Annotated in this window: 20 protein-coding genes and 3 pseudogenes; 11 read left to right on the forward strand and 12 right to left on the reverse strand. The window is 74.1% G+C overall.

Going from position 1 to position 25,513, the window contains the following annotated elements; genetic code table 11:
* The first annotated feature begins 121 nt into the window (after positions 1 to 121).
* From nth to G7075_RS19305, 3 genes and pseudogenes are all read left to right on the forward strand, one after another.
* Positions 122 to 909, forward strand: a pseudogene (gene nth / locus G7075_RS19295) (endonuclease III).
* An 83-nt stretch (positions 910 to 992) separates the two neighbouring features.
* Positions 993 to 1,712: a CoA pyrophosphatase gene (locus tag G7075_RS19300; RefSeq protein WP_240917765.1), complete on the forward strand. Its 720-nt coding sequence runs from the start codon at positions 993 to 995 to the stop codon at positions 1,710 to 1,712.
* A complete protein-coding gene (locus G7075_RS19305; protein WP_166124046.1) occupies positions 1,709 to 2,917 on the forward strand; it encodes a MarP family serine protease in 1,209 nt (402 codons plus the stop codon). Before G7075_RS19300 ends, G7075_RS19305 begins: the two co-directional genes overlap by 4 nt.
* A 67-nt stretch (positions 2,918 to 2,984) precedes the next feature.
* On the opposite strand, the gene G7075_RS19310 is transcribed toward G7075_RS19305, so the two are convergent.
* The 4 genes from G7075_RS19310 to G7075_RS19325 all read right to left on the reverse strand — a co-directional run bounded on the left by G7075_RS19310 (position 2,985) and on the right by G7075_RS19325 (position 8,603).
* Positions 2,985 to 3,374 (reverse strand): phage holin family protein, encoded by a 390-nt coding sequence (locus G7075_RS19310; protein ID WP_166124047.1) that lies wholly within the window; start codon positions 3,372 to 3,374, stop codon positions 2,985 to 2,987.
* 51 nt (positions 3,375 to 3,425) lie between these two features.
* Positions 3,426 to 4,661, reverse strand: coding sequence for a Na+/H+ antiporter NhaA (gene nhaA / locus G7075_RS19315; protein ID WP_371814128.1), 1,236 nt, complete (start codon positions 4,659 to 4,661; stop codon positions 3,426 to 3,428).
* Between the two features lie 342 nt (positions 4,662 to 5,003).
* Entirely contained in the window at positions 5,004 to 6,938 is a 1,935-nt protein-coding gene (gene acs, locus G7075_RS19320; protein WP_166124534.1) for an acetate--CoA ligase, read from the reverse strand.
* Between the two features lie 204 nt (positions 6,939 to 7,142).
* Positions 7,143 to 8,603, reverse strand: coding sequence for a DUF4832 domain-containing protein (locus tag G7075_RS19325; protein WP_166124048.1), 1,461 nt, complete (start codon positions 8,601 to 8,603; stop codon positions 7,143 to 7,145).
* Between the two features lie 281 nt (positions 8,604 to 8,884).
* Here G7075_RS19325 and G7075_RS19330 point away from each other — a divergent pair, with 281 nt between their 5' ends.
* Entirely contained in the window at positions 8,885 to 9,790 is a 906-nt protein-coding gene (locus tag G7075_RS19330; RefSeq protein WP_240917767.1) for a phenylalanine 4-monooxygenase, read from the forward strand.
* A gap of 13 nt (positions 9,791 to 9,803) precedes the next feature.
* Here the strand turns inward: G7075_RS19330 and G7075_RS19335 are convergent, their stop codons facing one another.
* The 3 genes from G7075_RS19335 to G7075_RS19345 all read right to left on the reverse strand — a co-directional run bounded on the left by G7075_RS19335 (position 9,804) and on the right by G7075_RS19345 (position 12,497).
* Positions 9,804 to 10,280, reverse strand: a complete 477-nt coding sequence (locus tag G7075_RS19335) for a hypothetical protein (RefSeq protein WP_166124049.1) — start codon at positions 10,278 to 10,280, stop codon at positions 9,804 to 9,806.
* Between the two features lie 238 nt (positions 10,281 to 10,518).
* Positions 10,519 to 12,156, reverse strand: coding sequence for a cation acetate symporter (locus G7075_RS19340; protein ID WP_166124050.1), 1,638 nt, complete (start codon positions 12,154 to 12,156; stop codon positions 10,519 to 10,521).
* Positions 12,157 to 12,158: 2 nt separating this feature from the next.
* Complete coding sequence (locus G7075_RS19345; protein WP_166124051.1) at positions 12,159 to 12,497, reverse strand: DUF485 domain-containing protein; 339 nt, start codon at positions 12,495 to 12,497, stop codon at positions 12,159 to 12,161.
* A 210-nt stretch (positions 12,498 to 12,707) separates the two neighbouring features.
* Here G7075_RS19345 and tdh point away from each other — a divergent pair, with 210 nt between their 5' ends.
* From tdh to G7075_RS19360, 3 genes are all read left to right on the forward strand, one after another.
* Entirely contained in the window at positions 12,708 to 13,748 is a 1,041-nt protein-coding gene (tdh, locus tag G7075_RS19350) for an L-threonine 3-dehydrogenase (RefSeq protein WP_166124052.1), read from the forward strand.
* A 277-nt stretch (positions 13,749 to 14,025) separates the two neighbouring features.
* Positions 14,026 to 15,219: a glycine C-acetyltransferase gene (locus G7075_RS19355; RefSeq protein ID WP_166124053.1), complete on the forward strand. Its 1,194-nt coding sequence runs from the start codon at positions 14,026 to 14,028 to the stop codon at positions 15,217 to 15,219.
* A 113-nt stretch (positions 15,220 to 15,332) separates the two neighbouring features.
* Positions 15,333 to 16,526 carry a DDE-type integrase/transposase/recombinase gene (locus G7075_RS19360; RefSeq protein WP_166122936.1) on the forward strand — a complete coding sequence of 398 codons (1,194 nt, stop codon included), beginning with the start codon at positions 15,333 to 15,335 and terminating at the stop codon, positions 16,524 to 16,526.
* 89 nt (positions 16,527 to 16,615) lie between these two features.
* Here the strand turns inward: G7075_RS19360 and G7075_RS23240 are convergent, their stop codons facing one another.
* From G7075_RS23240 to G7075_RS19380, 5 genes and pseudogenes are all read right to left on the reverse strand, one after another.
* A complete protein-coding gene (locus tag G7075_RS23240) occupies positions 16,616 to 17,218 on the reverse strand; it encodes a hypothetical protein (protein ID WP_371814129.1) in 603 nt (200 codons plus the stop codon).
* 104 nt (positions 17,219 to 17,322) lie between these two features.
* A pseudogene (locus G7075_RS23245) lies at positions 17,323 to 18,258 on the reverse strand (hypothetical protein); the annotation flags it as partial.
* Positions 18,144 to 18,518 carry a DUF485 domain-containing protein gene (locus G7075_RS19370; RefSeq protein WP_166124054.1) on the reverse strand — a complete coding sequence of 125 codons (375 nt, stop codon included), beginning with the start codon at positions 18,516 to 18,518 and terminating at the stop codon, positions 18,144 to 18,146. The gene G7075_RS19370 and the pseudogene G7075_RS23245, both read right to left, overlap by 115 nt.
* A 5-nt stretch (positions 18,519 to 18,523) precedes the next feature.
* Positions 18,524 to 19,303, reverse strand: a complete 780-nt coding sequence (locus tag G7075_RS19375) for a LytTR family DNA-binding domain-containing protein (RefSeq protein WP_166124055.1) — start codon at positions 19,301 to 19,303, stop codon at positions 18,524 to 18,526.
* A gap of 23 nt (positions 19,304 to 19,326) precedes the next feature.
* The gene (locus G7075_RS19380; protein ID WP_371814130.1) at positions 19,327 to 20,451 is read right to left on the reverse strand and encodes a histidine kinase; all 1,125 of its coding nucleotides are present in this window, start codon (positions 20,449 to 20,451) and stop codon (positions 19,327 to 19,329) included.
* 154 nt (positions 20,452 to 20,605) lie between these two features.
* Here G7075_RS19380 and G7075_RS19385 point away from each other — a divergent pair, with 154 nt between their 5' ends.
* The 4 genes and pseudogenes from G7075_RS19385 to G7075_RS21825 all read left to right on the forward strand — a co-directional run bounded on the left by G7075_RS19385 (position 20,606) and on the right by G7075_RS21825 (position 25,222).
* Positions 20,606 to 21,478 (forward strand): thioesterase family protein, encoded by an 873-nt coding sequence (locus tag G7075_RS19385; RefSeq protein ID WP_240917768.1) that lies wholly within the window; start codon positions 20,606 to 20,608, stop codon positions 21,476 to 21,478.
* A 9-nt stretch (positions 21,479 to 21,487) separates the two neighbouring features.
* Positions 21,488 to 22,354 carry a hypothetical protein gene (locus G7075_RS19390; RefSeq protein ID WP_166124056.1) on the forward strand — a complete coding sequence of 289 codons (867 nt, stop codon included), beginning with the start codon at positions 21,488 to 21,490 and terminating at the stop codon, positions 22,352 to 22,354.
* Between the two features lie 944 nt (positions 22,355 to 23,298).
* The gene (locus G7075_RS21820) at positions 23,299 to 24,048 is read left to right on the forward strand and encodes a hypothetical protein (protein WP_240917769.1); all 750 of its coding nucleotides are present in this window, start codon (positions 23,299 to 23,301) and stop codon (positions 24,046 to 24,048) included.
* A gap of 230 nt (positions 24,049 to 24,278) precedes the next feature.
* Positions 24,279 to 25,222: pseudogene (locus tag G7075_RS21825) on the forward strand (TadA family conjugal transfer-associated ATPase).
* Positions 25,223 to 25,513 lie beyond the last annotated feature (291 nt).

Here is a 25,513-nt window from a genome sequence, read left to right on the forward strand (position 1 = left end):
CACAGTGTGCCAGAACGGGCAGGTCATCCCGGGTGGACGGGCCGGTCCCCGGACGGGGGTGTCGGCAGCCCCGACACGGCGCGCGAGGGGCCTGTCGGGACCCGGCCCTAGGCTGTCGGCCGTGCCCGTCCGCCCCTCACCCGCCGTCCGTCGCGCGGCCACCGGCGAGGAGTCGCCGGTCGCCCGCACCCGCCGCGCCCGGCGCATCTCCCGGGCCCTGCACGAGCGCTACCCCTACGCCCACTGCGAGCTCGACTTCGAGACCCCGCTGCAGCTGCTCGTCGCCACCGTGCTCTCCGCCCAGACCACCGACGTCATGGTCAACACGGTCACCCCCACGCTCTTCTCGCGCTGGCCCACCGCCGAGGCGCTCGCGGCCGCCGACCGGGCCGAGATGGAGGCCGTCCTCAAGCCCACGGGTTTCTTCCGCGCCAAGACCAACTCGGTCATCACCCTCGCGCAGGCCGTCGTCGAGCGCTTCGGGGGCGAGGTGCCCGGGGGCTGGAGGACCTCGTCACCCTGCCCGGCGTCGGGCGCAAGACGGCCAACGTCGTGCTCGGCAACGCCTTCGGGGTGCCGGGGCTCACCGTCGACACGCACTTCGGGCGCCTCGTCCGCCGGTGGGGCCTGACCCAGCAGACCGACCCCGTCAAGGTCGAGGCCGACCTCGCCGCCCTCATCCCGAAGAGCGACTGGACGATGTTCAGCCACGTCGTGATCTTCCACGGCCGGCGCACCTGCTTCGCGCGCAGGCCGGCGTGCGGTGCCTGCCCCCTGACCCGGTGGTGCCCCGCCTACGGCGAGGGCGAGACCGACCCCGAGAAGGCCGCGTCGCTGCTGAAGTTCGAGCTCGCTCCCGGCGCCGCCCTGCCCGACCCGCTGCCCGGCCCCCTGCCCGACGACGCCTGAGCCGCGGGCCACCCCTGCCCGAACCCGGCCGAGCCGGCCGAGCCCGGCCGTGGCTCCCGGGCGGGATGCCTACGATGACCGACATGACCCCGGCCCCCGAGTGGCTGACCCGGCTCGCCGCTCGCGCCGACCTCAGCGCCCACCCCTGGTTCCGCGACCACCCGGTGCCCGACAGCGGGGTCCGGCACTCGGCCGTCCTCGTGCTCTTCGGGCCGGGGGAGGACGGCGCGGTCGACGTCCTGCTCACCGAGCGCTCGCACACCCTGCGCTCGCACCCCGGCCAGGTCTCCTTCCCCGGCGGGCGGCTCGACCCCGGCGACACCGGGCCCGTCGACGCCGCCCTCCGCGAGGCGCAGGAGGAGGTCGGGCTCGACCCCGCGGGCGTCGAGGTCGTCGCCGTCTGGCCCAGCCTGCACCTCGCCCCGAGCAGCAGCGCCGTCACGCCGGTCATCGGCTGGTGGCCCGAGCCGGTGCCCGTCGGCGTCGTCGACCGGGGTGAGGTGGCCCGGGTCGCGCGGGTGCCCCTCGCCGACCTGCTCGCCGGCGACCGCCGTTTCTCCGCCGTGTTCGGGCCCTACCGCGGGCCGGGCTTCGAGGTGCACGGGCTCTTCGTCTGGGGGTTCACGGCGATGCTCCTCGACGCGGTGCTCGACCTCGCCGGGCTCACCGAGCCGTGGGACACGGCCGTCGAGCGCGAGCTGCCCGAGCGGGTCATGTCGCCGTGGATGCGGGATGCCGACGCCTTCGACCCGCCCAGCGACGACGACGACGCCGACGACGACGACGACCGGGAGCGCTCGTGACGGGGTCGCTGGCCGTCGACCTGGTGCTCGGCCTCGTGCTCGTCGCGTACACGTGGAGCGGGTGGCGCCAGGGCCTGGTCGCCGCCGTCCTCGGGCTCGTCGGCCTCGTCGCCGGCGCGTTCCTCGCCGCCCGCGTCGCGCCCGACCTCCTCGAGCAGCACGTCGGGCTCGACCTCGCCACACCCGTCGGCACGCTGGTCGTCATCGGCGTCGTCCTCCTGACCGCCACGCTCGGGCAGTGGCTCATGCTCCTGCTCGCCGGGCGGCTGCGCACCCTCATCCACCTCTCGGGGTTCGGGCTGCTCGACAGCCTGCTCGGCGCCGTCGCGGTGTTCGTCGCCTCGACCGTCGTCATCTGGGTCATCGCCGGTGCCGCGCGCACGAGCGGTCCGCAGCCGCTGCGGCAGGCCGTGGCGCAGTCCACGGTCGTCCAGGCCGTCGACACCGTGATGCCGCCCGCCGCCGGCCACCTCGTCGACGAGGTGACGAGCGCGCTCGACCGCGGCGGCTTCCCCCGCGTCTTCGAGGGGCTCGGCCCCGAACCCATCCGCGCCGTGCCCGCCCCGGACGCCGCCCTGACCAAGGACCCCGACATCGCGGCCGCCCTCGCGTCGGTCGTCCACGTCCGCGCCGAGGCACCGCGCTGCCGGCAGACCTCGGTCGGCAGCGGCTGGGTCGCGGCCGACGGCCTGGTCGTCACCAACGCGCACGTCGTCGCCGGCGCCCGCCGGATCCGGTTGAGCATCAAGGGGACCGGCCCCGAGGTCACGGCCCGCGTCATCGCCTTCGACCCGGACCGCGACGTGGCGGTGCTCGCCGCCCGGGGACTGCGGGCACCGACGCTCCCGCGCGGCCTGCAGCTCGAGGCCGACGACAGCGCGGCGCTCGCCGGCTTCCCGGGCGACGCCGGGCTGTGGGTCGGGGCGGCCCGGGTCCGCGCGGTGCTCGAGGCCCGGGGCGCCGACATCTACGGCAGGCCGGGCGCCACCCGCGAGACCTACTCGCTGCGGGCGACCGTGCGCCAGGGCGCCTCCGGCGGACCGGTGCTCGACCCGGACGGCCGCGTCGTCGGGATGGTGTTCGCGACCTCGCTCGACGACCCGCAGACCGGGTACGCGATGACCCTCGGCGCGCTCTCGCCGGTGCTGCGTGGTGCCGCGCTCGGCGACCGGACCGTCTCGTCCGGGGCCTGCGTCAGGGACTGAGCCGCCGACGAGCCGTCGACGAGCCGTCGACGAGCCGCCGACCGGACGCCGGCGCCCGGTCGGCGGCTCAGCCCTCGCGCTTGAGCGCGGCGATGGTCTCCTTGCCCTGCTCGATGGCCCGCTCGGGTGCGGGCTTGGCCTTCGAGAGCGCGTTCCTGCCGAGCAGCGCCAGCACGCCGGCGACGACGAACATCAGCACGGTGACGACGAGGTAGCCGGCCCAGACGGGGAGCCAGATGGCCACGACGCGGGCGAGGGTGTGGAAGAGGAAGATCAGCCCCAGCGCCCCGACGACGGCGGCGCCGGCGAGCAGCCCCGCACCCTTGCCGATGACCTTGGCGCCCTGGGACACCTCGGCCTTGGCGAGCGCGATCTCGCCGCGCACGATGCCCTGGAGGTCGTGCGTCGCGTCGGCGACGAGCTGGCCGATGGTGCGCTCGGTGCTCTCGGGTGACATCGCTCTCGCCTCACTGGTCGTCGTCCCACGTCAGGGCCGTCGGGTCCGACCTTACCGAGTGGAGGACGTCCCCGGTCCCGGCACGTCGTCCCAGGCGTCCGGGATGCCGTCGCCGTCGGCGTCGTGCGTCTCGTGCTCGTGGATCCGGCGGTACACCGCGTTGCGGCGACGCAGGATCGCCGAGGCGAGCAGCGCCGCGAGGACCGAGCCCATGAGGATGCCGAGCTTGACGTGCTCGTCGCGCTCGGACCCGGCCCCGAAGGCCAGCTCCCCGACGAGGAGCGAGACCGTGAAGCCGACCCCGGTGAGGACGGCCAGACCCGCGATGTCGGACCACGCGAGGTCGTCGTCGAGCCGGGCGCGGGTGAAGCGGGCGACCAGGTACGTCGACCCGAGGACGCCGATGAGCTTGCCGACGACCAGGCCGAGGACGACGCCGATGGCCACGGGGTCGCGCACCGTCTCACCGAACCCTCCGCCGAGGAAGGCGACGCCGGAGGCGAAGAACGCGAAGACCGGCACGGCGACGCCGGCCGACAGCGGCCGCACCCGGTGCTCGAAGCGGTGCGCGACGTCGGTGTCGGCGGCGAGGTTGCTGACGGCGGGCACGCCGCGGCGGCGGGGCCGGACCGGGACGACGAGCCCGAGGAGGACGCCGGCGACCGTCGCGTGCACGCCTGAGGCGTGGACGAGGGCCCAGGTGGCACCGGCGAGCGGCAGGAGCAGCCACCACGGCGTGATCCGGCGCTGGGTGAGGGCGGCGAAGCCGGCGAGCGGCAGCAGGGCCCACAGGAGCGGCGCGACCTGGAGGTCGGCCGTGTAGAACACCGCGATGATGGTGATGGCGATGAGGTCGTCGACGACGGCCAGCGTCAGGAGGAACGAGCGCAGCCCCGAGGGCAGGTGCGAGCCGATGACGGCGAGCACGGCCAGGGCGAAGGCGATGTCGGTGGCGGTGGGGATGGCCCAGCCGCGCAGCGCGTCACCCTCGCCGCCCATGACGACGACGGTGCCGACGAAGACGAGGGCCGGGACCGCGACCCCGCAGAAGGCGGCGATGACCGGCACGGCGGCCTTCGCCGGGGAGCGCAGGTCGCCGACGAGGAACTCGCGCTTGAGCTCGAGGCCGGCGACGAAGAAGAAGATCGCGAGCAGGCCGTCGGCGGCCCAGTGCCCGAGGGAGAGCCGCAGGTGGCCCCAGTCGGTGCCGATCTCGGTGTCGCGCAACGAGAAGTAGGAGTCGCTCAGGGGGCTGTTGGCGAGGACGACGGCGACGACGGCGGCCACGAGGAGCAGGGCGCCACCGATGGTCTCGGCGCGCAGCAGGTCGGCGACGTGGCGGGCCTCGGCCCACGACGGGCGGCCGAAGACGGTCGTGCGCGAGGGCTCGGGGGTGTGGGGGTCGGGGCGGAGGAGTGGGGGTCGCGGGCGGCGGCGTGCTCATCGCGGCTCCTGAGGGGGTGGGCGGTGCCGCGGCCGGGGCGCGCGGCATGGACTCGCCGACCAGACTTCCCGGCACACCATGGTCCAGTCTACGGACGCGGGAGGGTCCCGGTGTGCCCACCCCGGACGCCGCGGACGGGGTGCCGCACGCTCTCGCGCGGCACCCCGTCCCCGGGAGGCGGACCGTCAGTCGGACGAGCCGCTCGTCATGCCCTCCTTGATGAGGTTCATCACCGAGCTGTCGGCGAGCGTCGTGACGTCACCGACCTCACGGTTCTCGGCGACGTCCTTGAGCAGCCGGCGCATGATCTTGCCCGAGCGCGTCTTCGGCAGCTCCTGGACGATCATCACCTGGCGCGGCTTGGCGATCGGGCCGATCTCCTTGGCCACGTGGCCCCGCAGCTCCTGGACGGTCTCCTCGCCGTTGTCGACCGCGTCGCCGCGCAGGATGACGAACGCGCAGACGGCCTGGCCGGTGGTCTCGTCGGCGGCCCCGACGACCGCCGCCTCGGCGACCGACGGGTGCGACACGAGCGCCGACTCGATCTCGGCGGTGGACAGCCGGTGGCCCGAGACGTTCATGACGTCGTCGACCCGGCCGAGCAGCCAGATGTTGCCCTTCTCGTCGTACTTCGCCCCGTCGCCCGCGAAGTAGTACTTCGGCCCGAACCGGCTCCAGTACGTCTCCTTGTAGCGCTCGGGGTCGCCCCAGATGCCGCGCAGCATCGCCGGCCACGGCTTGGTGAGCACGAGGTAGCCGACCTTCTCGGCCTCGGTGAACGGGTTGCCGTCGTCGTCGAGGATCTCGGCGGAGATGCCCGGGATGGGCTTCTGCGCCGAGCCCGGCTCGAGGGTCGTGACACCGGGGAGCGGGCTGATCATGATGCCGCCGGTCTCGGTCTGCCACCACGTGTCGACGATGGGGGCCTTCCCGCCGCCGATGTTCTTGCGGTACCAGAGCCAGGCCTCGGGGTTGATCGGCTCACCGACGCTGCCGAGCATCCGCACGCTGGAGAGGTCGGATTTCGCGGGGATGTCGTCGCCCCACTTCATGAAGGTGCGGATGGCCGTCGGCGCCGTGTAGAGGATCGAGACCTTGTACTTCTCGACCAGCTCCCACCAGCGGCCCTGGTGCGGGGTGTCGGGGGTGCCCTCGTAGAGCACCTGCGTCGCGCCGTTGGCCAGCGGGCCGTAGACGATGTAGCTGTGGCCGGTGACCCAGCCGACGTCGGCCGTGCACCAGTACACGTCGCTCTCGGGGTGGACGTCGTGGACGACGGCGTTCGTGTAGGCCGCCTGGGTGAGGTAGCCGCCGGTCGTGTGGAAGATGCCCTTCGGCTTCCCCGTGGTGCCCGACGTGTAGAGGATGAAGAGCGGGTGCTCGCTGTCGACGGGCACCGCCTCGTGGGTGTCGGGCTGGCCGTCGACGAGGTCGTGCCACCAGACGTCGCGGGAGTCGTCCCACTCGACCTCGGTGTCGGTGCGCTTGACGACGAGGACCTTCTCGACCGGCGACTCGTCCTCGCCGTGGTGGATCGCGGCGTCGACGGCGGCCTTGAGCGGTGCGGGCTTCCCGCGGCGCCACTGCCCGTCGGTGGTGACGACGACCTTGGCCTCGGCGTCGGCGATGCGGGTGTGCAGGGCCTCGGCCGAGAAGCCGCCGAAGATCACCGAGTGCGGTGCGCCGATGCGGGCACAGGCGAGCATCGTGAAGACGGTCTCGGGGATCATCGGCATGTACACCGCGACCCGGTCGCCGGTCGCGACGCCCAGCGACTCGAGGGCGTTGGCGGCCTTGGAGACCTCGCGCTGGAGGTCGGCGTAGGTGATGGTCCGGGTGTCGCCGCCCTCGCCCTCGAAGTGGATGGCCACGCGGTCGCCGTTGCCGGCCTCGACGTGCCGGTCGACGCAGTTGTACGCGACGTTGAGGGTGCCGCCGACGAACCACTTCGCGAACGGCGCCTCGCTCCAGTCGAGGGTCTGGTCGAAGTCCGTCGCCCAGCTGATGCGCTCGCGCGCCTGCCGCGCCCAGAAGCCCTCGTGGTCGGCGGCCGCCTCGTCGTACATGGCGGCGGTGCCGTTCGCCTGCTCGGTGAAGGCCGGGTCGGGGCTCAGGTCCATCTCGTGCAGGTGGCTCGACAGGCTGTCGTCGGTCACGGCGGGTCCTCCTCGTCGTCGAGTGTGGTGTCGGCCTCAGCCAACCCGACGAGCGGGCTCGGGGCAACCGTCCGTCCGAGGAGGACCGCCGAGCGGCCCGGCACTGCGCCGAGCGGGCGGGGCCGTCGGGGGAGCGTCAGCGCCGGTCGGCGCCGGACGTGACCGGGGTCACCGTACGGCCCCGGCGGGCAGCGGGGCGGGCACCGGGGCGGGCACCGGGACCGGGCGGTACCCGTGCCGGGGGAGGGGGGTCGCGACGCGCCGGACCGCGAGCGAGCCGAGGGGGTAGGAGCCGTCGGCGGACCGGGCGGCGTTGGCCAGCCGCATCGGGACCGAGTAGCCGCTCGGGTCGAGCACCTCCAGGCGGGCGCCGTAGCGCCCTGGGGTCAGCGCGGGCAGGGTCACCGTGGCGGTGACCGTGCGGGTGCCCGGCAGGACGGTGCGCAGGTCGACCGGCAGCGGCACGGTCGCGACCCGCCGGCCGCGGGCGTCCGTCAGCGCGAGGCGGACGGTCCACCGGTCGTAGGTGGGGGCCACGCCCGTGTTCGTCAGGGTGAGGTCCACCCGCGTGGCCCCGCCGTCCAGCCGCGGCGCCAGGGCGGCCCGCGTGACGGCGTACCGGTACCCCGAGGAGCGGACGGCGGTCTCGTACGCGGTGCGCTGCGCCGACGTCATCTGCGCGTAGGTGAGGCGCATGTTGTGGCTCGAGGTCGTCGACACGTGGTGGGTGCGCACCTGGTCGCGGCCGAGGACCGGGTCGGCGCCGGTGCACCACTCGGTGAAGAACGGCCGGGTGCGCCAGAGGTCGGCGAAGGCCCCCGTCGGCACCTGCATCCCGCTCTGCCCGAGGCAGTCGCTGCGCAGGCCGACGTTCGGCCAGCGGTCCAGCGCCGCCTGCAGCACGGCCGGGCGGGTGTAGACGGTCACCGCGCTGAGCAGGACGTGCCGGTCCGGGAAGGCCCGCGCCACGGCGCCGACCACCCGCAGGGCCGAGGCGTCGGAGATCGGGGTGCCGGAGTCCATCCACTCCCCGTAGGCGCCGAATCCGCCGACGTCGACGAAGCCGAGGCGCGGGTCCGAGGCGTAGCGCCGGCCGAGCGCGGCCATGAGGTCCTCCCACGCGGTGAGGAAGCGCTCGTCGTCCCAGGCCGGGATGCGGGTGCCGGGCTGCACGGGCATCCACGCGGGGACGACCGTCGGGAGGTCGGCGCGGGCGTCCATCCAGCAGCCGGGGCAGTAGGCCATGACCCGGAACCCGTACTTGCCGCGGACGCTGCCGGCGTCGGCGAGGCCGGTGTCGAGGGTGGAGAAGTCGTAGGCGCCACGGGTCGGCTCGAGGCGCCCCCAGTAGGAGCGGTCACGCTCGTAGTAGTCGGGCGCCGGCCACGCGGCGGGCTGGGAGGCGTAGCCCATCCAGCGGTACTGGCCGCGCAGGGGGTTGGCCAGGTCGCTGCCGGTGGCGGGCAGGACGGTCGGGGTCAGCACGGTGGCCGTCGTCGTGGCCGTGGCCGTGGGGGCGGGGGCGGCGACGGCGGGGACCCCGGGCAGCACGGCGACGGCCGCGAGCAGCGCGACGGCCGCGCGGAGCGTGACGGCCGCGCGGAGCGGCGCGCGGGGGGTGGAGCGCATGGCGAGGCCTCCTGCAGGGTTCGGCGAGCCGACGCTAGGGCCGAGGGGGCGGCGCGGTCCCGGGATCACCACCGACTCGGGCCGACCGGCCGATGCCGGGGCCGCCGGGCGACGGATCCGGCCGTCCGGCCCCTACTGGTCAGGTTGTCCAGCGACGCGCCGAACCCACTGGTGAAACTGTGCGCTCGTTGACCACAGGACACGCCATCGGTTCCATCCTGCGCGGTGCCGTGCTTCCGTGGAGGCTTCCGGCCCACGAGGCCACGACCACTCACGAGGAGGTGAGCGCGGTGTTCGAGGAGGGACAGCTCTACTCGGCCGTGACGACCGACGCCGACGGGACCGTGCAGGTGCACCTGGCCGACAACCACCCCGGTCTGGCCGACCCCGCCTACCTGGCCCGTCGGGGCGAGATCGCCGCTGCCGCGCTCGCGCACCGCCCCGGTGCGCCGCTGCCGGTCATCGACTACACCGCCGAGGAGCACGGCATCTGGCGCACGGTGTGCACCGAGCTGGCGCCCAAGCACGAGCGGTACGCGCACCCCGAGTTCCTCGCCGGCAAGGCCGCGCTGGGCCTCCCGACCGACCACGTGCCGCAGCTCGCCGAGGTCACGGCCCTGCTCGAGCCGCTGACGGGCTGGTCGTACACCGCCGCCCCCGGGCTCGTCCCGCTGCGCGACTTCTACGGCGACCTCGGCCGCCGGGTCTTCAACTCCACGCAGTACCTGCGCCACGGCAGCCAGCCGCTCTACACGCCCGAGCCCGACATCCTCCACGAGGTCGTCGGCCACGGGAACCAGCTCGCGAGCCCCCGGTTCGCCGCCATCACCGAGGCCGCCGGGCAGGCCAGCCTGCGCCTGGAGTCCGACGAGGCGGTCAAGTTCGTCGCCGACGTCTTCTGGTTCTCGATGGAGTTCGGGGTCATGGCCGACGGCGACGCGCTCAAGGCCTACGGCGCCGGCATCCTCAGCAGCTACGGCGAGATGGACGAGTTCGGGCACATGGAGATCCGCCCCCTCGACCTGCACCAGATGGGCACCCTCAACTACGACATCACGTCCTACCAGCCGGTGCTCTTCCGCGCCGAGAGCGTGCAGCACCTCGAGGACGTCGTCGGGCAGTTCTTCGCGACCGTCGACGACGACCTCGCGGCGCGCCTGCGGGCCGAGGCCGCCGCGACCGTCTGAGGTCCCACCCGGGTCACCAGTGGTGGGCGACGTCGACGACGAGCCGGCTCGTGTTCGTCGCGCTGTCGCGGAGGGTGAAGACCCGGAACGGCAGCCGGGCGCGCACGCCGAGCGCGAGGGTCGTGTAGCCCTCGAACGAGCCGGCCCACCTCACCTGCCGGACGGTCGGGTAGCCCGCGACCGAGGGCATCGCCGGGATGGCCGTCGCGCCCTTGTGCACGCTGACGGCGAGCCGGGCCCCGCCCGCGACGGGCACGGGCTTGCCGGAGCCCTCGGCGCGCACGGTGCCGACGTACCGCACGTCGTAGCCGGGGGCCTTGCCCGTCATGTCGAGCACGAGCCGGTCGTAGCAGGTGTGGTGGCCGGCGCGGACCCCGGCGATCCGGCCGGTGGCCATCGGGGCCGAGGTCTTGGCCAGCGACCCCCACGTGACGGCGCACGTGGCGGCCTGCGACGCGGGGGCGGCGGCGACCGCCGGGACGGCTCCCATGAGCAGGGCCGCCGCGAGCCCCGCGACCCGGTGGCGGGAGGGACGGTGGAGGGGGAGTGGTCGGTCGGGCGGGTGCTGGTCATGGCGACCTCCTTCACCTCGCGGTCTACGCCGGTCGACGCCGGTGCGCCAGGGGCGGACGTCCCGGGACGCGCACCGGCCGCGGAGGGGTTGGTCCCGCTCCGCGGCCGGTGCCGTCGGGGTGCCCGGCCGGGGGAGGTCCCCGGCCGGCGCGCACTCAGTGGCTGATCGCCTCGCCGACGCCGTGCCCGGTGAGGCTGCGGACCTCCATCTCGGCGTACTTCTGGGCGTTGTGCTCCTTGCTCGTCACCGAGCCGAGCCAGCCGAGGAAGAACGCGAGCGGGATGGAGACCAGCCCGGGGTTGTCGAGCGGGAACCAGTGGAAGTCGACGTTCTGGAGCATCGACAGGCTCTTGCCCGTGGCCGCGTCGACCGGCTTGCCCGAGACGACCGGGCTGAAGACGATCAGGCCGATCGCGCTGACGAGGCCTCCGTAGATGGAGAACAGCGCGCCGCGGGTGTTGAAGCCCTTCCAGAACAGCGAGTAGAGGATCGTCGGCAGGTTCGCGCTCGCGGCGACCGCGAAGGCGAGGGCGACGAGGAACGCGATGTTCTGGTCCTTGGCGAAGATGCCGCCGACGATGGCGACGATGCCGATGACGACCGAGGCGATGCGGGCGACCCGGACCTCGGCGTCCTGGCTGCTCTGGCCCCGCTTGAAGACCTCCTTGTAGAGGTCGTGGGCGAAGGTCGCCGACGTCGTGATGGTCAGGCCGGCGACGACCGCGAGGATCGTCGCGAAGGCGATGCCCGAGATGATGCCGAGCAGCACCGACCCACCGAGCTCGTAGGCGAGCAGCGGTGCGGCCGCGTTGGCCTTGCCGGGGGCCTTGGCGATGGCACCGGGGCCGACGAGGGCGGCGGCGCCGTAGCCGACGACGAGGGTCAGCAGGTAGAAGCCGCCGATGAGCCAGATCGCCCACTCGACCGACTTGCGGGCCTGCTGGCTCGTCGGGACGGTGTAGAAGCGCTGGAGCACGTGCGGCAGGCCGGCGGTCCCGAGGACGAGGGCCATCGACAGCGAGATGAAGTCGATCTTGGTCGTCGTCGTCAGGCCGTACTTGAGGCCGGGCTCGAACAGCTTCTCGCCCGCCTTCGGCGAGTTGTCGGCCGCGGCCTGGAAGAGCGCCGAGGGGTTGAAGCCGTACTTGCCGAGGACCCAGACGGTGATGACGAAGGTGCCCGCGATGAGCAGGAGCGCCTTGATGATCTGCACCCAGGTCGTGCCCTTCATGCCACCGATGAGCACGTAGGCGATCATCACGCCGCCGACGACGGCGATGACGAGGTTCTGCGCCGTCTCGCCGGAGATGCCGAGGAGCAGGGACACGAGGCCACCGGCACCGGCCATCTGGGCGAGCAGGTAGAAGAACGACACGGCGATGACCGAGGTGGCCGTCGCGATGCGCACCGGGCGCTGCTTGAGGCGGTAGGAGAGGACGTCGGCCATCGTGAAGCGGCCGGTGTTGCGCATCAGCTCGGCGACGAGCAGGAGCGCGACCAGCCACGCGACGAGGAAGCCGATGGAGTAGAGGAAGCCGTCGTAGCCCTGGAGGGCGATGGCGCCGGCGATGCCGAGGAAGGAGGCCGCCGACAGGTAGTCGCCCGCGATGGCGATGCCGTTCTGGCGGCCGTTGAAGGCGCCGGCGGCGGTGTAGTACTGCTCGGCCGTCTTCTTGCCGGAGGCGACCCGGATGACGATGACGAGGGTGATGACGACGAACGCGGCGAAGATGCCGATGTTCAGCGCGGGGGTGCCGATGCTCGTGGCCTCGGCGGCGGGGAGGAGGGCCATGGTCAGTTCTCCTTCGCGCCGTCGAGCCGGGCGCCGAGCTGCTCGGCCATCGGGTCGAGCTCACGGTTGGCCCAGCGGGCGTAGATGATCGTGATCGCGAACGTCGTGACGAACTGGCCGAGGCCGAACAGCAGCCCGACGGTGATGGTGCCGGCGACCCGCTGGCCCATGAAGCCGGGCGCGAAGATCGACAGCAGGACGTAGAGGAAGTACCAGGCGAGGAAGAAGCCGGTCATCGGGAAGACGAACCCGCGGAACTTCTTGCGCAGCGCCTGGAACTCCTCGGTGGACTGCAGGGCGAGGTAGGCGTCCTCGTGCTGCGTGCGAGCGTCGTTGCTCACGGTCACCTCCAGGGTCGGGACCGGGCGGTGCGCCCGGGTCGGCTCAAGGGTGCTCGGCCCGCCGACCCGTGGCGAGACCCCGCGCGGGGTGCCGCGCCCGGCGGGGCTGTGCAGCGACGGGCGGGGAGACGACCACGGTGTGCGGTGGGTCACAGAGCGCCGAACGGGGCCCGTGGTGCGCCGAACGGCAGGCCCGGCATGATGGGCGCCGTGCGTGCGCTGAGGAAGGTCTCCGCCGGTCCGGGTCTCTCGCTGGTCGAGGTGCCGGAGCCCGAGTGCGGCCCGAAGGACGTCAAGGTCCGGGTGCTGCGGGCGGGGCTGTGCGGCACCGACCTGCACCTCGAGCAGTGGGACGAGTGGGCCGCCGCCACCGTGCGGGCGCCGATGACCATCGGCCACGAGTTCTTCGGCGAGGTCGTCGAGGTGGGGGTCGACGTCGACCACGTGTCGGTCGGCGACCGGGTGTCGGGGGAGGGGCACATCGTCTGCGGCACCTGCCGCAACTGCCGCGCCGGGCGGCGCCACCTGTGCATCAACACGGTCGGCATCGGGGTCAACCGTGACGGCGCCTTCGCCGACTTCGTCGTCATCCCCGCGACCAACGCCTGGGTGCAGCCGCGCGACCTCGACCCCGAGCTCGGGGCGGTCTTCGACCCGCTCGGCAACGCGACGCACACGGCGCTGCAGTGGCCGGTCGTCGGCGAGGACGTCGCCGTCACCGGGGCCGGCCCGATCGGGGTGATGGCCACCGCCATCGTCCGGCACGCCGGCGCGCGACGCATCGCGGTCACCGACCTGTCGCCCGAGCGGCTCGCGCTGGCCCGGGCAGCCGGCGCGGACCACGTCGTCGACGTCTCGCGCGGGGAGACGCTGCGTGACGCCCAGGCCGCGCTCGGGATGGCCGAGGGCTTCGACATCGGGCTCGAGATGTCCGGGTCGCCGCTGGCCGTCGAGGAGATGCTCGCCAACATGAACCACGGCGGGCGGGTGGCGCTGCTCGGGCTGCCGAAGGACCGCTACGCCATCGACTGGGGGCGGGTCATCACGCACATGATCACGCTGCGCGGCATCTACGGCCGGGAGATGTTCGAGACCTGGTACCTCATGGGCTCGATGCTCGCGACGTCGGCCGAGCTGCGGCAGGCGGTGTCCTCGGTCATCACCGGGCGCTACCCCGCCGAGCAGTGGGAGGCCGCGTTCGCCGAGACCCGCTCGGGCCACGGCGGCAAGGTCGTCCTCGACTGGAGCTGACGCCGGGGCCCCTCCCGACCGCCGGCCTCCCGGCGAGATGCGGGGCTCCGGGCGCGACCGCACGCGGAGCCGCGCAGATCGCGCGCAGGGCAGTGGCCGACGCCGGCTCTGGTCGAGTTCATTGGATGGCGGCGGGAAGTCACCGCCATCCGCGAGATCGGACCAGAGCCGGGAGATCGGACCAGAGCCGGGAGACCGGACCGGAGCCGGCGCGGGCCTAGGCTGGCTCGGTCGGTGACCCCGACACCGCCCACCCGGACGACGACGAGGAGCACCCGTGTACGGCGCCGTGAAGGACCAGCTGCAGGCGACGCTGCAGGAGATCGAGGACGCCGGGCTCACCAAGCGCGAGCGCGAGATCACGACCCCGCAGGCGGCGCACGTCGGCACGGCCGGCGGGGAGTCCCTGAACTTCTGCGCCAACAACTACCTCGGGCTGGCCGACCACCCCGACGTCGTCGCCGCCGCCCGGGCCGCCCTCGACACCTGGGGCTTCGGGATGGCCTCGGTGCGCTTCATCTGCGGCACCCAGACCCAGCACACCGAGCTCGAGCGACGCCTCTCGACCTTCCTCGGCAGCGAGGCGACGATCCTCTACTCCTCGTGCTTCGACGCCAACGGCGGTGTCTTCGAGGTGCTCTTCGGCGCAGAGGACGCCATCGTCTCCGACGAGCTGAACCACGCCTCGATCATCGACGGCATCCGGCTCTCCAAGGCCGCCCGGTACCGGTACAAGAACGCCGACATGGCCGATCTCCGTGCGCAGCTCGAGGCCGCCCGCGACGCCGGCGCCCGCCGCACCTGCGTCGTCACCGACGGCGTCTTCTCGATGGACGGCTCGTACGCGCCCCTCGACGAGATCTGCGACCTGGCCGACGAGTTCGGTGCGATGGTCCTGGTCGACGACAGCCACGCCGTGGGGTTCGTCGGCGAGCACGGCGGCGGCACCCCCGAGCTGTTCGGTGTGCGCGACCGCGTCGACATCGTCACGGGCACGCTCGGCAAGGCCCTCGGCGGCGCGTCGGGCGGGTACGTCGCGAGCCACCGCGAGGTCGTCGAGCTGCTGCGCCAGCGCTCGCGTCCGTACCTCTTCTCCAACTCCGTGGCGCCGGCCGTGGTCGCGGGCTCGCTCGCCGCCCTCGACCTCGTCGCGTCCTCCGGCGAGGGCCGGGAGACGTTGCGGCGCAATGCATCCCTCTTCCGCTCGCTGATGGAGGAGGCCGGCTTCGACCTGCTGCCCGGGTCGCACCCCATCATCCCGGTGATGTTCCCGGGGGAGGACGGTGCGCGGCAGGCGGCGCAGATCGCCGACCACATGCTCGTCCACGGCGTCTACGTCATCGCCTTCAGCTTCCCGGTCGTGCCGCGCGGGAAGGCGCGCATCCGGGTGCAGCTCTCGGCGGCGCACAGCGAGGCGGACGTCCGCCGGTGCGTCGAGGCCTTCGTCGCCGGCCGCGACGCCGTCACCTGAATCTCCTGCGAACGTGTGTGAACACGCCGGGAGATCACGGTATTGAGTGACAGGACCTTTCGGACAGGTATGTGACAGGACCTTTCGGACACCGAGTTGGCCGAGCATTGCTCATGGCCGGGAAGTCGGTGGCGATGGATGCACGCTTGGCGGTGGCGTTCTTGAACGCCGTGGAGGCGGGAGGCACGGTGAGCGCGAAGTGCGCCGAGCTGGGCCTGAGCCGGGACTCGTACTACCGGTATCGGCGCCGTTTCAGGGAACGCGGCCTGGAGGGGTTGCTCGATGACTCCAGCCGGCCTCATTTCTCTCCGACAGCGACACCCCAACCGATGGTGGACCTGATCGTCGCCGAGCGTGACGCGCTCAGGAGGGCCGGCTGGGACGATGGGGCACGCAGCATCGGCTCGCGGCTCAGGCGCCGTGAGGTCCCCGCCGTCCCCGACGCTCGGACCATCCACCGGGTCCTGGTCCGCGCCGGGCTGGTCGATCCCCAACCGGCGAAGCGGCCCCGGGCGTCCTTCCGCCGCTTTGAGCATCCACGCCCGAACGCGTGCTGGCAGCTGGACGGCAAGCAGTGGCTCCTGGCCGACGGTAGGACGGTGTGCCTGCTGCGGATCATCGACGACCACTCCCGGTTCATCCTGGGCACCCGGGTCGCCAGGTCAGAGAACAGCGCCGACGCCTGGACCTTGTTCAGCAGGTGCGCCACCCGCCACGGCCCACCGGCGATGCTGCTCACCGACAACTCGCTGGCGTTCAATGCCCGCCGGATCACCGGGGCGATGGGCACGTTCGAGGCCCAGGTCCACGCCGTGGGCACTCACACCGTCAGCTCCACTGCGGGCCACCCGCAAACCCTGGGCAAGAAGGAACGCGACTGGCAACCACTGAGCCGGTGGCTGACCGCGCGGGACCCGGCCACCACCATCGAGGCGCTGCAACGGCTCGTCGACGCCTACGACCTGCTCTTCAACACCGACCGCCCTCACCAAGGCCTGGACCCCGACCAAACCCCCCACGAGCGGTACACCGCCAGCCCCAAGGCCACTCCCGCCCCGACCCCACTGCCCGGAAGGGCCACCGTCACCCGGCGCGTCGTGGCTGCCAACGGGCACGTCAACCTCGGCGGCGACGCGGTCACCAGCATCGGCAGCGCCTGGGCCGCAGCCACCGTCACCATCGTCCGGGACGGCCACGACGCCGTCATCACCCACGACACCCTCGTCATCGCGCGGATACGGATCGACCCCCGCCACCGCTACCAAAACCGCAGCACCTGGAAACCCACACTGTCCGAAAGGTCCTGACACACCCCGTCCGAAACGTCCTGTCACATGACACCGGGAGATCACGGCGTGTTCACACACGTTCGCGGAGGGAGCGGGGGGGTGGGGACTCAGTCGCGGATCCGGCTGCGCGCCAACGTGACCCGCTCGGGGGTGTGCAGCCGGACGAGCGTGCGCGTCGTCGACGCCGGGATGCGTCCGGGCGTCGCCAGCGACACGACGACGGCGACGAAGAAGGCCAGCGGCACCGCCCACAGCGCCGGGTTGGCGAGCAGCGCGCCCGTCCAGCCGGTGAGGTCGCCGCGGACCGTCGTCGTGCCGAGCGCCGCCGTCGTGGTCATCCCGCCGACGAGCAGCCCGGCCATCGCGCCGGTGGTCGACAGCCGGCGCCACCACACCCCGAGGATGATGAGCGGCGCGAACGTCGCGGCGGCCACGGCGAAGGCCAGCCCGACGGTGGTCGCGACGCCGAGCGGCTCGGTGACGCGGCTCAGCGCGTAGGGGATGACCACCGCCGCGACGGCGGCGTAGCGGAAGCCGCGCACACCCGGGGCGTCGCCGCCGGTGAAGCGCGCGAGCCGGGGCCGCAGCACCTCCTGGTCGATGACGCCGGTGACCGACATCGCGAGGCCGGACGCGGTCGAGAGGAACGCCGCGAAGGCGCCCCCGGCGAGCATCGCCGTGAGCAGGTCGCCCCCGAGGCCGCCGACCATGTCGTCGGGCAGGCGCAGGACGACGGAGTCCGAGCGCACCCCTCGGGCAGCACCGGGAACGCGACCCGCCCGAGCACGCCGTACACCGGTGGCAGCAGGTAGAAGGTGCCCAGCAGGGCGATGACCGTGACGGTGGTGCGGCGGGCACCGATGCCGTCGGGGTTCGTGTAGTACCGGACGAGCACGTGCGGCAGCCCCATGGTCCCGAGGCAGAGGGCGAGGAGGGTCGAGGCCGTCCGGTAGACGGGGTGGTCGCCGGGGCCGGTGGGGGTGAGCGGCACGTGCCACTCCGGCGGCACGACCGGGGCCGGGTGCCCGTCGCGGAACCACAGGAGCAGGAGGACGAAGGCGGGCACGGCCAGGGCGGTGAGCTTGACCCAGTACTGCACGGCCTGGACGAAGGTGATCGAGCGCATGCCGCCCGCCCCGACCGCCGCCGCGATGACGACCATCACGACGAAGCCGCCGACCCACGACGGCGCGCCCGTGACGAGCGTCAGGGTGAGGCTCGCGCCCTGGAACTGCGGCACGAGGTAGAGCCAGCCGATGGCCACGACGAGCAGCGACGAGACGAGCCGGACGGCCCGCGAGCCGAGCCGGGCCTCGGCGAAGTCGGGCAGCGTGTACGCGCCCGAGCGGCGCATCGGGGCGGCCACCATGACGAGGAGCACGAGGTAGCCGAGGGTGTACCCCACGGGCAGCCAGAGCATGTCGACCCCGACGCCGTACACGAGCCCCGCCACGCCGAGGAAGCTTGCGGCGGAGAGGTACTCACCGCCGATGGCCGACGCGTTGAGGCGCGGTGACACCGTGCGGCCGGCGACGTAGAAGTCGCTCGTGCGGCGCGAGAGCCGCAGCCCGAGGCCGCCGACGGCCAGGGTGGTCAGGCACACGAGCACGACCGCGACGATGGACAGGGGATGGTTCACGGCTCGTCCACGACCTCGGCGAAGTCGGACTCGATGCGCTCGCTCTGCCGTGCGTACCACCGGGCGAGCACCCACGCCGCCGGGTAGACCGCGACGCCGAGGACGACCCACGGGAACGGGATGCCGAACACCGTCGTCGAGCGCGTCGCGGGCACGAGGGCGAGGACGACCGGCAGGGCGGCGAGGCCGACGACCATCAGGGCGAGGATGACGAGCGAGAGCCGCAGCTGGGCGCGCATCAGGCCGTCGAGGTAGACGTCGCCGAGCTCGGTCTGCTCGTCGATGTCGCGGGCGGCCGGGCGCGAGCGGTGCGGGACCGCGCCGCGGCGCGAGCTCGTGACGCGGACGCGCTCGGGCGGCGGGGTGCTCACGGACGTCAGGCGCCGGGGCGGCGGTCGCCGAGCGGACGCCGCAGGAGGGTGTCGCGCAGCTCCTTGGTGTGCCGGCGGCTGACCTGCAGCTCGACGCGGCCGACGAGCACCGAGCAGCGGCCGTGGTCCATGCGCACCTCGCTGACGTGGGGGAGCGCGACGAGAGTGCTGCGGTGGATGCGGACGAACCCGTGCTCGGCCCACCGCTCCTCGAGGACGCTCAGCGGGACGCGCACGAGGTGCGACCCGGTGTCGGTGTGCAGCCGGGCGTAGTCGCCGTGGGCCTGGGCGTACCGGATCTGGGTGCGGGTGATGAAGCGGGTGACGCCGCCGAGCTCGACGGGGATGGTCTCGTCCTCGACGGGCGGGCCGGGGGCGGCGTCGGAGGGCGCCCGGGCGCCACCGCGCTCGCGCAGCTCGACGACCCGGCGCACGGCCTCGGCGATGCGGTCCTCACGCACCGGCTTCATCACGTAGTCGGTGACGTCGAGGGCGAAGGCGTCGACGGCGTGCCGCTCGTGGGCCGTGACGAAGACGACCTGGGGGCGCACCGCGAACCGTGAGATGACGCGTGCCAGGGCCATCCCGTCGAGGCCCGGCATCGAGATGTCGCTGAAGACGACGTCGACGTCGCGGGCGTCGAGGAGCTGGAGGGCGTCGGTGCCGCTCGAGGCCGTGAGGACCTCGGCGACCCGGTCGTCGCGCCCGAGGAGGTAGCCCAGCTCGGACAGGGCGGGGAGCTCGTCGTCGACGACGAGCACGACCATCCCCTGGTCGGTGGACATGCGGGGCAGCCTACGACCAGCCGTCAGGGTTGTGCGTGGACCCCGGGTGCGAACTTGGGCACACGGAAGCTGACCTTCGTCCCCGCTCCCGGGGCGGTCTCGACGACCAGCCCGAACTCGTCGCCGTAGACCTGGCGCAGCCGGGCGTCGACGTTGCCGAGGCCGACCGAGTCGGTGGCGCGGGCGCCGTCGAGGATCGTGCGCACGTGCTCGGGGTCGGTGCCGACGCCGTCGTCCTCGATGGCGATCTCGGCCTCGGCGCCGAGGTCGGTGGCGGTGATGGTGACGTGCCCGGTGCCCTCCTTGCTCGCGAGGCCGTGCCGCACCGCGTTCTCGACGAGCGGCTGCACGGCGAGGTACGGGAGCGAGACGGGCAGGACCTCGGGCGCGACGAGCAGCGAGACGCGCAGCCGGTCGCCGAAGCGGGCCTGCTCGAGCACGAGGTAGCGCTCGACGTTGCGCAGCTCCTCGGCGAGGGTCGTGAAGGTGCCGCCGGTGCGCAGCGCGTAGCGGGTGAAGTCGGCGAAGTCGAGGAGCAGCTCGCGTGCGCGGTCGGGGTCGGTGCGCACGAACGAGGCGATGGCCGCGAGGCTGTTGTAGATGAAGTGCGGGCTGATCTGCGCGCGCAGGGCCCGCAGCTCGGCCTCGACGACCTGGGTGCGGGTGCGGGCCAGCTCGGCGAGGGCCAGCTGGCTCGACACCCATGTCGCGACCTCCTCGGTGGCGCGGGTCAGGCCGGGCGAGGAGTGCTCGGTCCACGCGGTGAGCGTGCCGATCACGAGGTCGTCGGAGACCAGGGGCGCCGTGACGGCCATCCGGATCGGGCAGTCGGGGTCGGAGCACGCGACGTCCTCGCCGCCGTGGGCGACCGTGCGGCCGGTCTCGAGGGTGCGCTCGCCGAGGGGGACGGCCAGCGCGCGGTGGTGCTCGCCGGTACCCGTCCAGGACAGGACGCTCCCGGGGGTGGCGAGCGAGACGGCGTGGGCGCCGAGGATGGACAGGAGGTGGCGGCCGGCGCGCTCGGCGGCCTCGGGGTCAGGCCCTCGCCGAGGTGGCGCGAGGCGAGCGACGCGGTGTGCAGCGTCGCGTAGGTGGCGCGGTCGGTCTCGGAGATGAAGCCCCGCCGGCGGCTGCGGCGCAGCAGCCACACCGCGAGCCAGAGCAGCAGCATGGTGACCGCGACGAGGACCGCCGTGGGCCAGTGGATGCTGCCCGTCATGGGCACACCGTCATGCGCACACCCTAGGCTCACCGGGTCAGGTGCGGCAGAGGGCCGCCGGGCGCGGAAGGCGGTCGCAGACGGTGGGCGAGCTCGACGAGGTGCTGGCGCTGCGGTGGGTCGACGGACCGGCGGGTGCGGGAGCGGGCGAGGCCGTGGCCGCGGGCGAGTTCGGCGACGGGTGGGTCATCGGGAACGCCGTCAACGGTGGGGTGCTCATGGCGCTCGGGGCTCGGGCCCTCGCCGACGCGGCGGCCGGCGCCGGTCATCCGGACGTCCTCACCTGGAGCACGGTGTTCCTCTCCGCGGCCCAGCCGGGTCCGGTCGAGGTGCGCGCCGAGCTGCTGCGCGCCGGCCGGTCGGTGTCGACGGGGCAGGTGCGGCTGGTCCAGGAGGGGCCGGACGGACCGGTCGAGCGGGCCCGGGTGACGGCCGTGCTGGGCGACGCCTCGGTGGCCCTGGAGCCGGTGCACCGCTCGCCCGGACCGCCGACGATGCCCCCGCCGGACGCGTGTGTGCCGGCGCAGCGTGACGGCAGCCCGCTCGCGTCGGCCATCGCCCTCCTCGACCGGCTCGACCTGCGGGTGGACCCCGCGACGGCCGGGTTCGCGGTCGGTCGTCCGACCGGACGCGGCGTGCTGCGGGCGTGGGTGCGGATGGCCGACGGCCGCGAGCCCGACGTCGCGATGCTGCCCTTCGCCGTCGACTGCCTGATGCCGGTCGCCTTCGACCTCGGGGTGGCGGGCTGGGCGCCGACGCTCGAGCTGACCGGGCAGGTGCTCGGGCGACCGGCGCCGGGCTGGCTGCAGGTGGCGATGCACGTCGACGCGGTCGTCGGGGGCTTCTACGTCGAGGAGGCCGACGTCTGGGACTCCACCGGGCGGCTCGTCGCGCGCTCGCGGCAGCTGGCGGGCATCCGGGTGCCGCCGGAGGGGCTCGCGCCGGCCGCTGGCTAGGCTTCCGGGATGCCCGCCGCGCCGCCGTCCCGCCCCTCGCCGGCCGTCGAGGCGGTGGCCCGGCTCGCCGAGCTCCCGGGGGTCCCGGAGCAGGTCGAGGCCGCTCGGGAGGCGTGCACGCGGCTGCGCTGGCACCAGGCCCTGCGGCGCCGCATCCCCGAGGCGGCGGCCGAGTCGAGGGTGCGCGGGGCGCTGGCCAGCGCCGAGCTCGAGGGCGCCTCGATGCCGCTCGACGCCATCCGCGACGTGGTGCGCGGTGCGGCGACGTGGTCGGCCGACCCGGACCCCGTCGAGCGGGTCGTGCGAGGGGTCGTCGGGGCGACGGCGGAGTCCGAGCACGTGCGCGGCCTCGTCCTGTCGGCGCCACTGCAGGCCCTGGCCCGGCTGCACACGGTGGCGGCCTCCGGCCTGTTGCCGGACGACGCGCTCGGGCGGCCGCGACGGGACGGGGAGCGGTGTGCCGAGCTCGGTGACCTCGGCGAGGCGCCCTCGGCCGGGGCCGCGGCCGAGCGGCTGCGCGGGGTCGTCGAGGTGCTCCTCGCGGTGCCGCGGCTGCCCGTGGTCGTCGCGGCGGCGGTCGTGCACGCCGAGCTCGCGACGGTGCGTCCGTTCGTCCGGGGCAACGCCGTCGTCGCGCGGGCCCTCGACCGGGCGCTCGCCCAGGCCGGCGGGCTCGACCCCACCGGGGTCGCGGTGACCGAGGCGGGCCACGGCGCCGGCGGCGGGGCGCCGTACGTCGGCGCGCTGGCCGCGTACGGGCGGGGCGACGTCGTGGGCGTCGGGTTGTGGGTCACCCACTGCTGCACCGCCGTGCGTGCTGCCGCCGACGAGGGCGAGAAGGTGGCCGACGCCGTGCTCGCCGGCCGGCTGGGGTAGCGCCGAGGCGTCGCGACCGTCCGGCGGTGGTTCGGCGACCGTCCGGCGATCGGGTGGCCGCTCCGGTTGTCGAGGCCCGTCGTCAGGAGTAGAACCGGAGGTGAGGGTCTCCCCGGACTCCCTCACCGACAGACCTACCGCGATGCGACGGGTACCCACGCGCGGGCAGTCCACTGATGGACCGACCGTGCTGGGCTGGACCCAGCACGGTGACGGCATGGAGCACGCCTGGTCGCCCGGAGCCTCGCGGCAGGACGACGCCCCGCCCCGTCGGCGGGGGCGTCGTCGTCGGTGCTCGGCGGGGTCGTCGGGGTGCTCGTCGGGCGTGGTCGACGGTCGTCGCGGTCAGAGGTGCTCGCGGACGGTCGTCCGGGCGGTCGTCAAGGCTTCAACTTCCTCGGCGGAGCGACGGAATCCGTCGTTCTGTGGCGCCTCTCAGGAGGTTTTCGACACTGTTCACGTCGGGCTTGCGCGGAGGGCCGTCGATGGGACACGATTGACCCACTCGCTCCCCTTCGGGGTAGAGCGACCGGCGAACCGGCTTCTCCCCCCCGGAGCTCGGCTCGCCGACGGCCCCGGTTGTCCCCCCGACCGGGGCCGTCCCATGTCCGGACCCAGCACCCCCAGCCACGCCCCGGGTCGCGGGGACCCCGCCCCGACCGGGGCCGTCCCATGTCCGGACCCAGCACCTGCGCGAGTCGAGGTGATACCGGGGCCGGATGGGGGTCCGGTATCACCTCGACCGGGGCGCCGGACCCCCCATCCGCCGACCTCGTGCGAGATGTGGACGGGTCGACGCGCGGGTCGGGTCCCAGAACCGCGCGCAGGTCGCACGACGTGGAGGCGGGGCCGCCGTCGTCCACAGGACCCCGGGTACGAGGCCGTCGTCCACAGGCCGGCCGATGCCCCTTCCGGCCCGGGCGCCGTCGACGCAGGCTCGGAGCATGTCCACGACCTCCTGCGTCCTCGCCGTCGTCGGGGCCTCGGGCGGCCTCGGCGCGAGCACCCTCGCCCTCGCCGTCGGCCGCCGGCTGGCCGTCGACGGCCCGCCCGCCACCGTCGTCGACCTCGACCTCACCGGCGGCGGGCTCGATGTCACGGCGGGAGTCGAGCACCTCGCCGGCCGGCGGTGGGCTGCCCTGGCCTCGGTGCGCGGAGCTGTCCCTCCCGACCTCGTCCTCGGCTCGCTGCCCACCGAGGCCGGATGCCGGCTGCTGTCCGCCGGCGGGTCCCCACCCACCGATGTCCCGGACGCCGCGGTGGCCGACGTGCTCGACTCCCTCGTCGGTGCGGGCGGCCCGGTGGTCCTCGACGTGCCGGCCGCCTCCACCCTGCTCCCGCTCGTGCTCCGCCACGCCCCGCTCGTCGTCCTCGTCACCGGCCTGCGCACCCGGGCGCTCGCGGACGCCGACGCCCTCGTCGACCGGCTGACCTCCCGGGCCGAGGGAGGGCCGGCGCCCCCGGACCTGCGGCTGGTCACCCGCGGCCCGAGACCCACCGCCGGTGTGCTCGACGACGTCGTCGCCCACCTGGGCGTCGCACACCTGCACCACGTCCCGGACGACCCGCGCGTCCCCCGCGACGCCGAGAGAGGTGCCTGGCCGGGCAGTGCCGACGACGCCGTGCGCCGCTGCGCGGACCGGGTCGTCGAGGTGGTCGGCACGGCCCGCGGAGTGTTCGGACGGGCTTCGTGACGGGGGGCGACCTCGTCCGCGACGGCGTCGAGCACTCGATCCGCTCCGGGCTGGGGCCCACCGGTGCGGCCATCGCGCGCTTCCCGGACGACCCCGTGCCCGTCCTCGGGCGGCAGGGGCGGGACGTCGCGGCGGCGGCGCTGGCCGAGCGGCTCACCGGGGTCGGACCCCTCGCCCCGCTCGTGGCCGACGTGCGGGTCACCGACGTCCTCGTCAACGGCGACGGCACGGTGTGGGTCGACCGCGGCGACGGCGTCGAGCGGTCCGCCGTGCACCTGGCCGCCGCCGAGCTGCGTCCGCTGGCCGTGCGGCTCGCCGGTCTGGCCGGGCGACGGCTCGACGACGCCCAGCCGTGGGTCGACGGTTTGCTCCCCGGAGGCGTCCGGCTGCACGCCGTCCTTCCCCCGCTCGTCGAACAGGGCGCCCACCTGAGCCTCCGGGTGGCACGTCGGCGGATGGCGGGCGTCGACGAGCTCGTGGCCGCCGGCAGCGCGAGTCCGGTTCTCGCAGAGGTGCTGCGGGCCCTCGTGCGCTCTCGGCGCAGCCTGCTCGTCACCGGCGGCACGGGGGCCGGCAAGACCACCGTGCTCGGTGCACTGCTCGCCGAGTGCGACCCGAGCGAGCGGCTGGTCGTGGTCGAGGACGTCCGCGAGCTCGACCCCGCCCACCCCCACGTCGTGCGGCTCCAGGGTCGTGCCGCCAACGTCGAGGGCGCGGGAGAGGTGCCGATGTCGGCACTGGTCCGCCAGGCCCTGCGGATGCGCCCCGACCGGCTCGTCGTCGGTGAGGTCCGGGGGCGGAGGTGCGTGAGCTGCTCGCCGCGCTCAACACCGGCCACGAGGGTGGCGCCGGCACGCTGCACGCCAACGGCCCCGAGGAGGTGCCCGCCCGGATCGAGGCACTGGGGTCGCTCGCCGGGATGCCCCGCGAGGCCGTCCACGCCCAGCTGCGCGGCGCCCTCGACGTCGTCGTCCACGTCGTCCGCGACCGGCGCGGGCGCCGGGTCGAGCGGCTCGGCCTGCCGCGGGCCGGACCCGACGGGCTCGTCGAGGTGCGCACGGCCCTCGTCGACGACGGCGTCCTGCTGCGCCGGGGCCCCGCGATCGCGCAGCTGGCCGGGCTCGTGCCGCCGGGGACCCTCCCCGCGGACCTGGTGGCGGGTGCCCCGCCGTGACCGCCGTGCTCGTACTCCTCGTCGCGGCCGTCCTGCTCTGGCCCGGCCCGCCGGTCGATGGGCCACCCGACGCCGCACCGCCCCGGTTCCGCCCGGTGCTGCGTCGACCGGGCTGGGCGCGTCGTGCACCGGGTGAGTGGGTCGCCGAGCTCGCCGAGGTCGCCACCGTCGGGCTGCAGGCGGGGCTCGACCTCGCCGGCGCCGTGACGGTCGCGGCGAGCAGCCCGACCGTCCGCTCCGCCGCGTCGTGGCTCGCCCCGCGGGTGGCGGGTGCGGTCGAGGGCGGCTCGG

Source organism: Phycicoccus sp. HDW14 (genome assembly GCF_011383005.1).
GTDB lineage: Bacteria > Actinomycetota > Actinomycetes > Actinomycetales > Dermatophilaceae > Phycicoccus.